The 13,343-nt window shown below is 71.6% G+C and carries 15 protein-coding genes; 7 read left to right on the top strand and 8 right to left on the bottom strand.

Annotated elements, in window-relative coordinates:
• Nucleotides 1–33: 33 nt before the first annotated feature.
• The 3 genes from dhaK to EXE46_RS03105 are packed head-to-tail and all read left to right on the top strand — an operon-like array spanning nucleotide 34 to nucleotide 2,206.
• Entirely contained in the window at nucleotides 34–1,032 is a 999-nt protein-coding gene (dhaK, locus tag EXE46_RS03115) for a dihydroxyacetone kinase subunit DhaK (RefSeq protein ID WP_137687039.1), read from the top strand.
• On the top strand, nucleotides 1,029–1,781 hold the full coding sequence (gene dhaL, locus EXE46_RS03110) for a dihydroxyacetone kinase subunit DhaL (RefSeq protein WP_137687038.1): 753 nt from the start codon (nucleotides 1,029–1,031) through the stop codon (nucleotides 1,779–1,781). The genes dhaK and dhaL overlap by 4 nt, the downstream gene beginning before the upstream one ends.
• Nucleotides 1,781–2,206, top strand: coding sequence for a PTS mannose transporter subunit IID (locus EXE46_RS03105; protein ID WP_137687037.1), 426 nt, complete (start codon nucleotides 1,781–1,783; stop codon nucleotides 2,204–2,206). The genes dhaL and EXE46_RS03105 overlap by 1 nt, the downstream gene beginning before the upstream one ends.
• 32 nt (nucleotides 2,207–2,238) lie before the next feature.
• Here EXE46_RS03105 and ptsP read toward each other — a convergent pair whose 3' ends face one another.
• The 4 genes from ptsP to EXE46_RS03085 form a co-directional block, all read right to left on the bottom strand.
• Complete coding sequence (gene ptsP, locus EXE46_RS03100; protein ID WP_137687036.1) at nucleotides 2,239–3,960, bottom strand: phosphoenolpyruvate--protein phosphotransferase; 1,722 nt, start codon at nucleotides 3,958–3,960, stop codon at nucleotides 2,239–2,241.
• Entirely contained in the window at nucleotides 3,957–4,259 is a 303-nt protein-coding gene (locus EXE46_RS03095) for an HPr family phosphocarrier protein (RefSeq protein ID WP_137687035.1), read from the bottom strand. Before EXE46_RS03095 ends, ptsP begins: the two co-directional genes overlap by 4 nt.
• Nucleotides 4,260–4,341: 82 nt before the next feature.
• Entirely contained in the window at nucleotides 4,342–5,544 is a 1,203-nt protein-coding gene (locus tag EXE46_RS03090) for a redox-regulated ATPase YchF (RefSeq protein ID WP_137687034.1), read from the bottom strand.
• 122 nt (nucleotides 5,545–5,666) lie between these two features.
• Complete coding sequence (locus EXE46_RS03085) at nucleotides 5,667–5,924, bottom strand: hypothetical protein (protein WP_137687033.1); 258 nt, start codon at nucleotides 5,922–5,924, stop codon at nucleotides 5,667–5,669.
• A 99-nt stretch (nucleotides 5,925–6,023) separates the two neighbouring features.
• Between EXE46_RS03085 and EXE46_RS03080 the strand changes: the two genes are divergently transcribed.
• Nucleotides 6,024–6,599 carry a universal stress protein gene (locus EXE46_RS03080; RefSeq protein ID WP_137687032.1) on the top strand — a complete coding sequence of 192 codons (576 nt, stop codon included), beginning with the start codon at nucleotides 6,024–6,026 and terminating at the stop codon, nucleotides 6,597–6,599.
• Nucleotides 6,600–6,635: 36 nt separating this feature from the next.
• Here the strand turns inward: EXE46_RS03080 and EXE46_RS03075 are convergent, their stop codons facing one another.
• Nucleotides 6,636–7,625 carry a biotin--[acetyl-CoA-carboxylase] ligase gene (locus EXE46_RS03075; protein ID WP_137687031.1) on the bottom strand — a complete coding sequence of 330 codons (990 nt, stop codon included), beginning with the start codon at nucleotides 7,623–7,625 and terminating at the stop codon, nucleotides 6,636–6,638.
• 159 nt (nucleotides 7,626–7,784) lie between these two features.
• On the opposite strand from EXE46_RS03075, the gene EXE46_RS03070 reads away from it, so the two are divergent.
• Together EXE46_RS03070 and EXE46_RS03065 are read left to right on the top strand one after the other, a co-directional pair.
• On the top strand, nucleotides 7,785–8,186 hold the full coding sequence (locus EXE46_RS03070) for a 2Fe-2S iron-sulfur cluster-binding protein (RefSeq protein WP_137687030.1): 402 nt from the start codon (nucleotides 7,785–7,787) through the stop codon (nucleotides 8,184–8,186).
• Nucleotides 8,187–8,327: 141 nt separating this feature from the next.
• A complete protein-coding gene (locus EXE46_RS03065; RefSeq protein WP_137687029.1) occupies nucleotides 8,328–8,891 on the top strand; it encodes a hypothetical protein in 564 nt (187 codons plus the stop codon).
• A 39-nt stretch (nucleotides 8,892–8,930) separates the two neighbouring features.
• On the opposite strand, the gene EXE46_RS03060 is transcribed toward EXE46_RS03065, so the two are convergent.
• Nucleotides 8,931–9,866 carry a DMT family transporter gene (locus EXE46_RS03060; RefSeq protein ID WP_137687028.1) on the bottom strand — a complete coding sequence of 312 codons (936 nt, stop codon included), beginning with the start codon at nucleotides 9,864–9,866 and terminating at the stop codon, nucleotides 8,931–8,933.
• Between the two features lie 183 nt (nucleotides 9,867–10,049).
• Here EXE46_RS03060 and EXE46_RS03055 point away from each other — a divergent pair, with 183 nt between their 5' ends.
• The gene (locus EXE46_RS03055; protein ID WP_137687027.1) at nucleotides 10,050–10,532 is read left to right on the top strand and encodes an Lrp/AsnC family transcriptional regulator; all 483 of its coding nucleotides are present in this window, start codon (nucleotides 10,050–10,052) and stop codon (nucleotides 10,530–10,532) included.
• A 7-nt stretch (nucleotides 10,533–10,539) separates the two neighbouring features.
• Here the strand turns inward: EXE46_RS03055 and EXE46_RS03050 are convergent, their stop codons facing one another.
• Complete coding sequence (locus EXE46_RS03050; RefSeq protein ID WP_137687026.1) at nucleotides 10,540–11,067, bottom strand: phosphate-starvation-inducible PsiE family protein; 528 nt, start codon at nucleotides 11,065–11,067, stop codon at nucleotides 10,540–10,542.
• Nucleotides 11,068–11,135: 68 nt separating this feature from the next.
• Nucleotides 11,136–13,019, bottom strand: a complete 1,884-nt coding sequence (gatE, locus tag EXE46_RS03045; RefSeq protein ID WP_137687025.1) for a Glu-tRNA(Gln) amidotransferase subunit GatE — start codon at nucleotides 13,017–13,019, stop codon at nucleotides 11,136–11,138.
• Nucleotides 13,020–13,343 lie beyond the last annotated feature (324 nt).

Raw genomic sequence — 13,343 nt, 5'->3', positions numbered from 1 at the left:
TTAACCGGTCAGCGTGAGTCGGTACCAACGATCATGAAGAAGCTGATCAACGACCCGGACGATGTCGTCGACGAGATGCTCGACGGGATGACCGCGGCGCACCCGGACCGCCTGCGGCGCCTGCCGGACACGCAGGTGCTCGTCCGCGACGACGGGCCGGTCGACGGGAAGGTGGCGCTGGTGACCGGAGGGGGCAGCGGCCACGAGCCGACCCACGCGGGGTACATCGGCGACGGCATGCTCGACGGGGCGGCCGCGGGCGACGTGTTCTCGTCGCCGACCGCCGACGAGTTCGAGGAACTGATCGGCGCCTGCGACGCGGGCGACGGCGTCCTCGCGATAATCAAGAACTACGAGGGCGACGTGATGAACTTCGAGACCGCCATCGAGCTCGCGGAGATGGAGGGCGTGGAGGTTGAAAGCGTCGTGGTGAACGACGACGTCGCCGTCGAGGACTCGCTGTACACCTCCGGGCGCCGCGGCGTCTGCGGGACGATCCTCGTCCACAAGGCCGCGGGCGCGAAGGCCGCCCAGGGCGCCGACCTCGCGGAGGTCAAGCGCGTCGCCGAGAAGGTGGTCGACAACGTCGGCACGATGGGCACCGCGCTCACCTCCTGTGTCACCCCCGAGAAGGGCGAGCCCACCTTCGATCTGGGCGACGACGAGATCGAGCTCGGCATCGGTATCCACGGCGAGCCCGGCACCGAGCGTACCGAGACGATGCCCGCGGACGAGGTCACCGAGGCGCTGACCGACGCGGTCCTCGACGACCTCGACCTCGACGAGGGACAGGAAGTGCTCACGGTCGTCAACGGGATGGGCGCCACGCCGCAGATGGAGCTGTTCGTCGTCAACCGCCGTCTTCAGGAGCTGCTCGGCGAGCGCGGCCTCGAGACCTACGACGCGTGGGTCGGCGACTACATGACCTCGCTGGACATGGCGGGCGCGTCGATCACGGTCTGTGCGGTCGACGACGAGCTGAAGGAGCTGTTCGACGCGCCGGCCGACACCCCGGCGCTGACGACGACATGACCGAGGAGCGAGCGACGGAGGACGGCGCGGCGGTCGTCGCCGCGGTCGAGGCGGTCGCCGAGCGACTTGAGGACGAACGGGACCACCTCACCCAGCTGGACTCCGCCATCGGCGACGCAGACCACGGCGGGAACATGGCGCGCGGCTGGGCGGAGGCGGCCGACGCGGCGCGCGACCTCGACGACCCGGACGCGGAGACCGTCGCGAAGACGGTCGGCAAGACGCTGATGGCCGAGGTCGGCGGCGCCTCCGGCCCGCTGTTCGGCGGGTCGCTCGTGTTCGCGGCGGGCGAGCTGGACGGGGGAATCACCCCGGAGACCGCGGTCGCGTTCGCCGAGACCTACCTGGAGAAGGTCGAGGACCGCGGCGACGCGCGCGTCGGCGACCAGACGATGGTGGACGCGCTGACGCCCGCGGTCCACACGTTCAAGAAGTCGGTCGAGGTCGACGACCTCGACCCGATCGAGGCGCTGACGAAGGCGGTCGACGCCGCCGAGCGCGGCGTCGCGTTCACCGTCCCGATCCGCGCGCGGAAGGGCCGGGCCTCCTACCTCGGCTGGCGGTCGGTCGGTCACCAAGACCCGGGGGCGACGAGCACGCTGTTCATCCTCGAAGAGCTGCTCGCGGTCGCCGCGGACCGGCTCGGCGTCGACGCCCCGGAGACGGACGCGGCGTCGCCGACGATCCCGGACGACGACCCCGACGGGGCGGCCGACGACGGCTCGGCCGCGGCCCCGGAGGAGAGCTGATGGTCGGGATCGTCGTCGTCTCGCACAGCGAGCGCGCCGCCGAGGGGATCGCGGAGATCGCCGCGGAGATGGCCGGCGACACCTGTATCGAACCGGTCGGCGGCGACGGAAAGGGCGGTATCGGAACCGTGCCGGACGCGATCGAGGCGGCGATCGAGGACGCGGCCGGGGGCGACACCGATGGGAGCGACGCGGGCGATGAGAGCGACGGCGACGCGGACGGCGTCGTCGTCCTCGTCGACCTCGGCAGCGCGGTGATGAACGCGGACGTCGCGGTCGAACTGAGCGACGCGGAGGCGGCCATCGCGGACGCGCCCGTCCTCGAAGGCGCGGTCAACGCGGCGGTCGCGGCCACCGACCCGTCGGCCACGGTCGAGTCCGTGCGCGAGCAGGCGGAGGCGGCGCGCGACATCGAGAAGCTGTAGGGGCGGAGCCGCCCCGATTTTTCCGGAGCCGTCTACGCCGGGCGGTCGTCGAGCCCCAGCGCGTCCAGCACCTCGGCCCGCGTCTCGCAGGCGAGGGCTTCGCTCGCGAGCGACGCCGCGGCGTCGGCGTCGACCTCGCGGACCCGCCGTTTCACCTCCGGCACCGTCACCGCGCTCATGCTGAGCTCGTCGAAGCCGAGTCCGACCAGCAGCTCCGTCAGCGCCGGGTCGCCGGCCATCTCGCCGCACATGCCGACCCACGCGTCGGTCCCCTCGACGGCCGCCGTCGTGCGGTCGAGCGCGCGTACCACCGCCGGGTGGAGCGGGTCGTGGTACTCCGCGACCGCGTCGTTCCCGCGGTCGGCCGCCATCACGTACTGAGCGAGGTCGTTCGTCCCGACGCTCAGGAAGTCGAGCCGCTCGGCGAGCGCGTCCGCGAGGAACGCCGCCGCGGGCGTCTCGATCATCGCGCCCAGTTCGGGCACCGCGTGGTCGACTCCCTCCTCGGCGAGGTCGGCCGCGACTGACTCGACCGCGTCGACAGCGCGCTCGACCTCCTCGACCCGGGTGACTAAGGGGAACATCACCGCGAGCCCGTCACCCTCCTCGGTCGCCGCGGCGCGGAGCAGCACCCGGAGCTGCGTCTCGAAGAGGTCGGCGTGTTCGTCGAGCGACAGCCGGATCCCGCGCCGCCCGAGGAACGGGTTGGGCTCGTCGGGGAGATCGAGGTACGGGACGGGCTTGTCGCCGCCGACGTCCAGCGTCCGGACGACGACGCGGTCGTCCGGGAACGCCGACAGCGCGGCCGTCACGGCCGCGTACTGCTCGTCCTCGGTCGGGGGCGACTCCCGGTCGACGAAGAGGAACTCGGTCCGGAACAGCCCGATCCCGTCGGCGCCGCGCTCGGCGGCTGGGTCCAGCTCCGCCTCGCCGCCGACGTTCGCCGCGACCTCGACCGGGCGGCCGTCGTCGGTCTCGACGCGCTCGCGGATCGCGTCCGGCCCGGACTCTCTCGCGGCGGCGCGCTGCGTCTTGTCCGGGTCGCCGACGACCTCGCCGGCCTCGCCGTCGACGAGGACCGTCTCGCCGTCGGCGACCGATTCGAGTTCCCCGCCGACGCCGACGACCGCGGGGATGGCGAGCGACCGCGCGATGATCGCGGCGTGGGAGGTTCGACCCCCCTCGACCGTCGCGATCCCGGCGACCGCGTCGGGGTCGAGCGCGGCGGTGTCGCTCGGTGTGAGCCGCTCCGCGAGCAGTATCGTTCCGTCGGGGAGCGCGGCGAGGTCGGCGGCGGCCGGGGGTCCGTCACCCCCGTCGTCGAGGAGCGCGCGGAGCAGTCGGTCGCGGACGTCCCGGAGGTCGTCGGCGCGCTCGGCCATCCGGCCCTCCATCCCCTCGAACTGCGCGACCGCCTCGTCGAACCGGTCCGCGACGGCGTGTTCCGCTGGCGTCCAGTCGTCGATCGCGGCCTCGACGTCCTCGACTATCGTCGGGTCGTCGAGGAACCCCTCGTGGGCCTCGAACACCGCCGCCTCCTCCTCGCCCACGCGCTCGGCCGTCCGGTCCCGGGCGTCGCGCAGGGCCTCCCGCACCGCGTCTCTGGCCGCCTCGTACCGCGCTAGTTCCGCCTCGGCGTCGACGGCGTCCGGATCGGGACGGTCGGGGAGCGTCAGGTCGGCGTCGGGACGGTACCAGCGCGCCGTTCCCACCCCCGAGCGCGGCGTGCTGCCGACCCCGGCGAGCGTCCTCACGGCGCGTCCTCCGCGTCGTCGTCCGAGGACTCCTCGACCGGGCTCGTGAGCAGGTCACAGACCGCGTCGAGCGCGGCCTCGGCGTCGGAGCCCTCGGCGACCACGCGCACCGACTCGCCGTGCTCGACGTTCAGTCCGCTCACCGAGAGCATGCTGTCGGCGCGCACGAGGCCGTCGTCGCCGTCGTCGCTCCGGCCGATCGACACGTCGGCGTCGAATCGGTTCGCCGTCTGTACCAGCTTCGAGGCGGGGCGCGCGTGGAGTCCGGCCTCGGGTTCGACCGTCACGGTCCGTTCCATGGGGACGGATTGGACCCCGGCGGCTAATAGCTGATCGGAGTCCGGGGTTCCGGACGGGGAAATCGGGGATCGGCCCGAGCGTTCAGGGCGCCGCCTGCTTCGTCGAGACCAGTTCGATCACGTCGCGGTGGGAGAGCTCGCGGTCGGTCCCGACCTGTCGCCCGCTCCGACAGTCGGTGCCGTGGAGGAGCCCCTCGCCGATGTCGGAGTGGATGTGGTACGCGAAGTCCTCGGTGGTCGACCCCTCCGGGAGGATGAAGCAGTCGCGGAACACCCCCTTCTCGTCTTTGCTGCCGTTCGCGGAGCCGGGGAAGACGGCGATACAGCCCAGCACGTCGAAGACGGCGGCTTCGAGCGCGGCCTGAACCCCGGTCCCGTCGTACTCGGCGGCGAACTCGGCGATCTGGTCGAGCCCGGCCGCCTGCTCGCCGGAGACGTCACCGACGACGTCGAACGCGTCCTCGCCCGGCGTGTAGTCGACGACGCCGGCGTCGTCCGCGTTCTTCAGGGCCTTCTCGGCGTGGGCGCTCGCGGGGACGAAGGAGAGGTGGTCGTAGTCGGGGTCGCTCGTAATCTCCTCCCAGTTGGCCTGCGCCTCGGGCGTGTCCATCTTGTTGGCGGCGATCACCATCGGCTTCGTCCGCTTCCGGATCTCGCGGGCCAGCTCGATCTTGTCCGTCTCGTCCCACGTCTCCGGGTCGAGTTCGAGCCCCTGCGCGAGGATGGTCCGCTTCATCCGGTCTTTGTCCGTGCCGAACGCGGACATCTGGTCCGCGAGCTCCTCCTCGATGGCTGCGTCCGCGCCCTGATAGCGCGTCTCGTACTTCTCTAGCCCCTTCTCCAACACGTCGAGGTACCACGCGTCGAGCTCCTCCTCTAGGAAGTCGATATCCTCGCGGGGGTCGTGGCCCTCGGTGGCCTCGCCTTCGATGTCCGTCTTCCCCGAGAAGTCGACGACGTGGATCAACACGTCGGTCTCGTTGAGGTCGGTGAGGAACTGGTTGCCGAGGCCGCGCCCCTCGTGGGCGCCCGGGACGAGCCCGGCGACGTCGACGAGCTTCACGGGGACGAACCGCGTCCCCTCGCGGCAGACGCCGACGCTCGGCGTACAGATCTCGTCGAACTCGGGCGCGGCGCAGTCGACGCGGACGTACGCCTCGCCGACGGTCGGGTCGATGGTGGTGAACGGGTACGCGCCCTCGGGCACGTCGTTCATGGTCGCGGCGTTGAAGAACGTCGACTTCCCCACCGAGGGCTTGCCGACGAGGCCGATCCGGTAGCTCATTACCACCGGTGGGCGGCGCGGCGTAAAAAGCGATGCGAGACGCGGCGCGGCGTAAAAAGCGATGCGAGACGCGGCGTGGCGTGGGAAGCGCTGGCGAACGCCCCGACGCGCGAGGCGGTGACTCAGGCGTCGCCGTCCGACTGCCCGGGTTCGCCGACCGCCTCTATCGGGAGCACGTTCTGTATCGCCACGAACGCCTCCTCGGGGTCCGCGAACCGCGGTTGGTCGGTCTCGGCGATCAGGTCGCCGAGGTCGGCCTCGCCGTCGGCGAACAGCACCGTCGTCCCCGCGAACGAGTCGGCGAACTCCTCGCGCGGGGCCGGGTAGTCGTGTTCGTCGAGCGCGGCTTCGAGCCGGGAGAGGTGGATAGAGGCGTCCATACCCTCGTATCGGCCGCGGAGGTAATAAACGCGACTCCGCGCGAAACCGGCAAGAACCGCAAAGGGTTATCCCTCGTCGGTGTCATGGTACACGTGAACATGCCCCTATACGACCGGATACTGGTTCCGACCGACGGCTCCTCCGAGGGCGAGCTGGCGGTGTGCCACGCGCTCGACCTCGCCGCGGTCCACGGGGCGTCGGTCCGCGCGATCTACGTGGTCGACACCGCGCGGTACGCCGGGATGCCCATGGAGACGACGTGGGAGGGAGTCGGCGACCTGCTGTACGACGACGCGGAGTCGGCGCTCGAAACCGTGGAGGCGCTGGCCGCGGACCGCGACGTCGACGTCGAGACCGCCGCCGTCGAGGGATCCCCGAGCCGCGAGATCATTACCCACGCCGAGGAGGCGGGCTGCGATCTCGTCGTGATGGGCACTCACGGGCGCGGCGGGATCGACCGACTGCTCCTCGGCAGCGTCGCCGAGAAGGTCGTGCGCGGCTCGTCCGTGCCCGTGTTGACGGTCCGGATCGGCGACGAGGAGGCCGCGGACGTCGCAGAGTCGGCGACCGCGAGCGGCGCGGCCGAAGCCGGGGAGTCCGCGGCCGCCGACGAAACGGGCGCGACCCGGGCCGAGGCGGACGGGTCGGTCTCCGACGCGACGGAGACGGGATGAACGAAACGCCGCGACCCGCTGCGTCACCGACGCGACTCACTCCGCGTCGCGGAGGTGTTCGCAGTCGCCCGCGTGGACCCGCCGCCGTCCCTCGTCGGTGTCGACCACGAGCGCGCCCGGCTCCGCCACGTCGACCGCGGTGCCCTCCACGACGCCGTCGGCGGCCTCGACGCGAACGCGTCGTCCGAGCGTGCTCGCCCGCTCGCGCCACGCCGGAAGGATTCGGTCGAGCGCCGCTGGCGACGCCGTCAGCTCCGCGTACCGTTCGAGCAGCGTCGCGGCGAACCGGCGGCGGTCGACCGGGCCGCCCCGTTCCGCCGACAGCGAGGTCGCGCCCGCGGGGAGCGTCTCGGGGTCGACGTTGGCGTTGACGCCGACGCCGACGACGAGCCAGCCGACGCGGTCGGCCTCGCCCTCCATCTCCGTGAGGATCCCCGCCAGCTTCCGGCCGCCGCGGCCGCTCGCCTCCGGGTCGGCGTCGACGGAGCCGCTTCCGTCACCGCCGACGAGCACGTCGTTCGGCCACTTGATGTGCGCGTCGACCCCGGCCTCGCGGGCGGCGTCGGTCGTCGCCACCGCGGCCGCGAGCGTGAACAGCGGCGCCCGCGCGGTCGGCACGTCGGGACGCGTCAGGATCGACAGCCAGACGCCGCCGCTCGGCGCCACCCACTCGCGGTCGAGGCGCCCCCGGCTTCCGGTCTGCTCATCGGCGACCACGGCGACGTCGGCGGCGCCCTCGCCCGCGAGTTCGCGGGCGCGCTCGTTCGTCGATCCGATCCGGTCGCGGTACGCCACCGAGTACGGAGCGTCGAGTCCGAACGCGATTCCCGGGCCGGAGTAGCCCGGGTCCTCGGGAGCGACGTACCCGTCGGGCGTCGACTCGACCGCGAACCCCTCCTCGCGAAGCGCCTCGACGGCCTTCCAGACGGCCGCCCGCGAGACGCCGAGCGACTCGGCGAGTGCGGGACCGGAGACGGGACCGTCGTCGGCCGCGAGGGCATCCAGCAGCGCGCGCCGCGTGTCCATACCGCCCGTTCCGGCGCCCGCGCCGAAAGCCGTTCCGGGTCCCGAGCGCCGGGTTCCGGAGGTAGGCCGCGGAGATTGGACTTCGGCCGCCGGAGCCCGGAGGCTGGACCCCGGTCGCCCGCCCCGGACGCTTTGTGTCCGGCGCGCGAAGGACCGGTCATGACCGACGGCGACGGGAGAGCGGGCGCCGGACCCGAGGTCGGCGAGACGGTCCCGCTCGCCGTCGTCGACGGCGACGAGCGGGTCGAGCTCGACGTCGAGCGCGGTCGGAACCTCCGTCGAGTCCTCCTCGACGCCGGACTGTCGCCGTACGCGCCCGCGACGCGGCGACTCAACTGCGGCGGGCGGGGGCTCTGCGCCACCTGCGGCGTCCGCGTCAGGGAGGGACCGCCGGCCGACCACTGGCACGACCGCCTCGCCGACCGGTTCGGCTACCCTCGGCTCTCCTGTCAGATCGCGGTCGACCGCCCGATGACGGTCGCGCTCGTCGACAAGCGCGTGTGGGGCGGGCGGCGGGCCGACGCGAACGACGGAGACGAGGAGCCGACCGGGAGTCGGTAAGCGCCGCGAACCGACGCGCCCCACACCACGTTTCCGGTGAAACGGCGAACGGTACCGCGTCGCACGCGACCGCGCGGCGAGACGGCGGTTCGAGGCCGGGCGCGGCACAAAAGCCAAGTCCGCGGGCCCGAACGGTCGGGTATGCAACCCTCCAAGGAGCGCGAGTCGTCCGACGGGGATCCGATGGACGACCTCGACGACCTCCTCGACGACGACCTCGCCGGCGGCGACCGGGAGTCCGACGCCGGGTCCGACGGCGCCGCGACCGCCGAACCGAGCGCCGGGAGCGCCGGAACCGCCGAGGGCTCCGGCAGGGTCGGCGTCTCCGGCCGGTGGTTCTCGGGGAAGGCGTTCGCGCTCGCGCTCGTCACCGTCGCGGTCGGGGTGTTCGTTGGCGGGCTGATCCCGCTGATCGGCGGGACGATCGGGACCGCGGGCGGCGTGTTCCTCGCCGCGTTCCTGCTCGGGCTCGTCCTCTCGACCCGCCGGTACGTCGAGACGGGGATCGCCGGGGGCGCGGCGGGCGCGGCCAGCGCGGTGACGAGCGTCCTCGGCGTCGGCTTCCTCCCGATCGGGATCGACTACCTCTCGCAGTGGGGGCTCCCGCTCGTCGCGGTCGGCGGGGGCGTCGGGCTGGTGCTCGCGCTGCTCGGCCACTACTTCGGCCGGGACCTGCGCGCGGGGCTGAGCCGAGACGTCGAGTAACCGCTCTCGCGGGCAGGAAGTGCGTTCCGCCGGCAGTCGCTACCCGACCAGCCGGTCGATCCCGACGTAGTCGGCGATCTCCCGGCGCTCCAAGACGAGGAAGCCGGCGAGGATCGCGACGAATCCGATCAGGGCCTCGGCGTCGATCAGATGGCCGAGCAGGGCCCAGCTGCCGACCGCCGCGACGACGGGCTCCGCGTAGCCGACGAGGTGGAGCTGCGACGGGCCGACCGCGTCGAGCAGCGCGAAGTAGAGGAGGAACGCGACGACGCCGGAGAGCAGCGTCAGGTACGCGAGCGACGCGACCGAGGTCTGATTCCAGACGATCGCGGCGGGCGACTCGCCGATCGCGACGGCGGCGACGAGCAGCTGCCCGGCCCCGATGACCATCGCCCAGCCCTGAAGCGCGGCGATCGGGAGGTCGGTGCGGAGCGGGCGCAGCAGGACGGCGCCGAGCGAGAAGGCCGCCGCCCCCGCGAGCGCGAGCGCGACGCCGACGACCGCCGCGCTGCCGAGCCCGGCTGCGGCCGGGTCGGCGACCACGACCACGCCGAGGACGCCGAGCGCGAACCCGCCGATCTCGACGGGACCGACTCGTTCGTTCGGGAGGAGCGCGGCCGCGAAAACGGCAGTCAACACCGGCGAGAGGCTCACGACGACCGCGGCGACCGCTCCCGAGACCCGCATCTCGCCGAGGTAGAGGAAGCCGTGGTAGGCCGCGATCACGAACGTCCCCGCGACGGCGACGCCGAGCCACTCGTCGCGACCGCGCGGGAGCCACCGGTCCGCGGCGACCGCGGCGTAGCCCAGCACGACCGCGCCCGCGACGACGTACCTGACGCCGGCGAACAAAAGCGGCGGGAAGTAGTGAAGGCCGGCCTCGATGGCGACGAAGGAGGTTCCCCACAGCGTCGCGAGCAGCAGGAACGCGGCGACGATCGCTTCTGGAGTAGAGAGGAGGTTTCTGAGATTCACTTGCTATCAGTTCGAAATACGCAGAGATAGTTAAACTACACTCTCGGTGTGCCCGATATTCGGGATGAAAAATCAGACATACGAATCAGGTCCGATTCGACGCTCGAACGCGACCCGGATCTTAGAGCAGACTCCAAGACTGTCTGGCGACATATACAACCGATCGGGGGGCGATCGGGGCACATGGACGAGCGCGACGTGCGGCTGTTAAAGGCCATCTCCGATCTCGGCACCGGAAGCCCGGAGCGGCTCCACGAGGAGACGGGGATTCCGGTATCGACGATCCATTACCGGCTGAACGGTCTCCGGGAGGAGGGGATCATCGAGAACGACCTGTACGACCTCGACCACGAGGCGCTCGGCCTCGGCGTCACCGTCATCGTGGAGGTGCTCGCGAGCTACGAGGGGCCATACGACGAGTTCGCCGAGGAGCTGTTGGCGGTCGAGGGCGTCACGGAGGCGTTCTTCACGATGGGCGAGACGGACTTCGTCGTCCTCGCGCGGCTCTCCTCGTCCGACACCGTCGAGCGCCTGATAAGTGACTTCGAGGCGATCCCGGAGGTCGAGCGCACGAACTCGACGTTCACCATCGCGACGCTGCGCGACGAGCCGCGCGCGCCGGCGACGTACGACCTCGACACGCTGATCGAGGAGCTGACGGACTGAGCGCGGCTTACTCCGTCTCCGGTAGCAGGGAGGAGCCGACCGAGCGCTCGACGAACAGCAGCGCCACCAGACCGAGGATGATGATCGTGTACGACACCGCGGCGAACAGTGCGTCCTGCGTCGTGGCGTACTCCGTCGTGCGGAAGATGATCACCTTCCGGACCATCGCGATCACACCGGTGTAGATCACCAGCCTGACGATCCGACGGGTGTCGCTCTGTTCGATGTAGGCGACGACGGTCTCGTACACCTCGACGATGATCAGGAGGAGCAGTCCTGTCTCGATGAAGCCGATGACCGTGTTCGGGTCGGTGATCGCGCCGGTCGGGACGGACTCGGCGATCTGGATCGCGAGGTCGACGACGCCGATGCCGAAGAGGAGCGCGAAAAGCGCCGCCGCGGCCAGTTCGACGCCGTGGATGAACCGGTTCGTCGCGTCGGAGACGCGGTCGCCGCGCGTTCGGGCGGTCGCCGGGTCGGGTGTATCCGAGGCGGATGGCCCGTCCGGCGAATCCGTCGCAGACGAGTCTGCCATCTGTGTGTCTCGGGTCGAGCCACGAACTCTCGCCACGTAAAGAACGGGCCTAACGGACTGAGAGCACGCTACGAGCGCTTGCCGATCTCCTCGCGCAACACGTCAGAGACGACCTCGCCGTCGGCCTTCCCGCGGAGCGCGCCCATCGCCTCGCCCATCAGCCCGGAGAACGCGCCCATCCCCTCGGCCTCGATCTGGTCCGCGTTGCGCTCGACGACCTCGACGACCGCCTCGCGGACCTCGTCCTCGCTCACGCCCGAGAGGCCCGCCTCCTCGACCGCCTCGCTCGCCGAGAGGTCGGGATCCTCCGCGAGCGTCGTCAACACCTCGGGGACGCCCTCCTTCGCGAGGTCGCCGTCCTCGACGAGGGCGAACAGGTCGAGGAAGTGATCGTCGGTGAGGTTCTCGACGGGCGCCCCCTCCCGACGGATCTCCGTCGTCGTCGACTCCAGCGTCGACGCGGCGAAGGTGGGGTCGACGCCGCGCTCTACGGCGGTCTCGAACAGCGGGAACCGCTGCCCGAACGCGACCTGCTCGGCGAGCCCGGCGTCGAGCCCGAACGCCTCGGCGTACCGCTCCGCCTTCTCGTCGAGCAGCTCCGGCGTCTCGACGTCGGAGGGGTCCGGTTCCACCGGCGGCACGTCCGTCTCGGGGTACATCCGCGCCGCGCCCGGGAGCGGGCGGAGGTAGCGCGTGGTGCCGTCGTCGTTCGCGCCGCGGGTCTCCTCCGGGACGCCCTCGATCGCCGTCTCGGCGCGCTCCGCGGCCGCCTCGATCGCGAGGTCGGCGGTCTCCGGGTCTGCGGCGACGATGGCGACCGCGTCCTCGTCGCCGGCGCCGACCGCGTCGCGGAGCGCGGCGACCTCGTCGTCCGTGACCCCGTATGCCGGCAGCTCGTCGGTGTGGAAGATCCCGCCCGCGCCGTGGCGCTTCGCGTGGTCCGACAGCTCCGTGCCGAGCCGGCGGTCCGGCTGGAGTTCGCGGCCGACGAGGCCGTCGAAGCCGAACAGCGGGACCGCGGTGACCTTCCCGCCGGAGTCGAGCGCGCCGCGGATGACCCCCGACTCCGTGTCGGCGAAGACGTCGGTCACGTCCGAGACGTCGCCGACGCTCGCGTCGCGGTCGCGGAGCTCGTCGCGGATCTCCAGTAGTTCGGCCTGCCGCCCGACCTCGCCGCGGACGATGTCCTCGATCCCTTGGAGGTCCTGGACGCCCTTCACCTCGACCCGGGCGCCCTCCGCGATCGAGACGTTCACGTCCTGCCGGATGGTGCCGAGCCCGCGCTTGACCGCGCCGGTCGAGCGGAGCAGCATCCCGATGCGCTCGGCGGCCTGCCGCGCGCCCTCGGGACTGCGGATGTCGGGGCCCGTGCCGATCTCGACGAGCGGGACGCCGAGGCGGTCGAGCGAGTAGACGACGCCGTCGTCGGTCTCCTCGACGCGCTTGGCCGACTCCTCTTCGAGCATGAGGTCGACGACCGACACCGACCCCGACTCGGTCTCGATCGCGCCGTCCTGTCCGAGCAGGATCGAGCGCTGGAAGCCGGAGGTGTTCGAGCCGTCGATGACGAGCTTCCGCATGACGTGGGCCTGGTCGACGACGGAGAGATCGAGCAGGTCGGCGATCTGGAGCGCCACGGAGAGCGCCTCGTCGTCGACGCGGCGGGGCGGCTCGTCGTCCTCCTCGACGAGGCAGGTGGTGTCGTACGCGAGGTAGGTGAACTCGCGGTCGACGCGGCTCTCCTCGACCGCGGCGTCGTCGAGCTCGCCCAGTTCGCTCTTCGTCGGGTGGAGCCGCCGGGTGATCGACCGGTCGGACTCCTCGGGGTCGCGCTCGACGGTCGGAGAGTCGCAGAACAGCTTCGTCTCCGTGTCGAGCTGCTGGTGGATCTCCAGCCCGGCGACGAGCCCCAGCTCCTCGTAGTCGTACTCGGGGGTCGCGTCCGTACTCATTACGCGTCACTCCGACGGCGCGCGACTAAAAGGGTGGCAGTTCGCGCGAGCGATAAGAATCGAGACCACCGATGGTGCTTATAAATGACTTGTCGGTGGCGCGCGCCTGCGAGGCCGCCTTGCGGCCGAGCAGCACGCGCGAGGGAGTCGGTGGTCCGGAGCGAAGCGGAGGACCACCGACGAGGCTGGGGAGGTGTGAGGCGGAGGACCACCGACGAGGCTGGGGAGGTGTGAGGCGGAGGACCACCGACGAGGCTGGGGAGGTGTGAGGCGGAGGACCACCGACGAGGCTGGGGAGGTGTGAGGCGCTGTGCGGTGCCGTGC

Origin of the sequence: Halorubrum sp. GN11_10-6_MGM (genome assembly GCF_005435165.1) — an archaeon.
Classification (GTDB): Archaea; Halobacteriota; Halobacteria; order Halobacteriales; family Haloferacaceae; genus Halorubrum.
Note: the sequence above shows the minus strand (reverse complement) of the source record. Positions and strands in the feature narration are given on the sequence as shown.

Coding starts and splice junctions, on each gene's coding strand:
- EXE46_RS03055 (WP_137687027.1), top strand. CDS start 10,050: ATGGACGAGCGCGACGTGCGGCTGTTAAAGGCCATCTCCGATCTCGGC.
- EXE46_RS03090 (WP_137687034.1), bottom strand. CDS start 5,544: ATGAGCTACCGGATCGGCCTCGTCGGCAAGCCCTCGGTGGGGAAGTCG.
- dhaL (WP_137687038.1), top strand. CDS start 1,029: ATGACCGAGGAGCGAGCGACGGAGGACGGCGCGGCGGTCGTCGCCGCG.
- EXE46_RS03085 (WP_137687033.1), bottom strand. CDS start 5,924: ATGGACGCCTCTATCCACCTCTCCCGGCTCGAAGCCGCGCTCGACGAA.
- gatE (WP_137687025.1), bottom strand. CDS start 13,019: ATGAGTACGGACGCGACCCCCGAGTACGACTACGAGGAGCTGGGGCTC.
- EXE46_RS03080 (WP_137687032.1), top strand. CDS start 6,024: ATGCCCCTATACGACCGGATACTGGTTCCGACCGACGGCTCCTCCGAG.
- dhaK (WP_137687039.1), top strand. CDS start 34: ATGAAGAAGCTGATCAACGACCCGGACGATGTCGTCGACGAGATGCTC.
- EXE46_RS03050 (WP_137687026.1), bottom strand. CDS start 11,067: ATGGCAGACTCGTCTGCGACGGATTCGCCGGACGGGCCATCCGCCTCG.
- EXE46_RS03095 (WP_137687035.1), bottom strand. CDS start 4,259: ATGGAACGGACCGTGACGGTCGAACCCGAGGCCGGACTCCACGCGCGC.
- EXE46_RS03075 (WP_137687031.1), bottom strand. CDS start 7,625: ATGGACACGCGGCGCGCGCTGCTGGATGCCCTCGCGGCCGACGACGGT.
- EXE46_RS03070 (WP_137687030.1), top strand. CDS start 7,785: ATGACCGACGGCGACGGGAGAGCGGGCGCCGGACCCGAGGTCGGCGAG.
- EXE46_RS03065 (WP_137687029.1), top strand. CDS start 8,328: ATGCAACCCTCCAAGGAGCGCGAGTCGTCCGACGGGGATCCGATGGAC.
- EXE46_RS03105 (WP_137687037.1), top strand. CDS start 1,781: ATGGTCGGGATCGTCGTCGTCTCGCACAGCGAGCGCGCCGCCGAGGGG.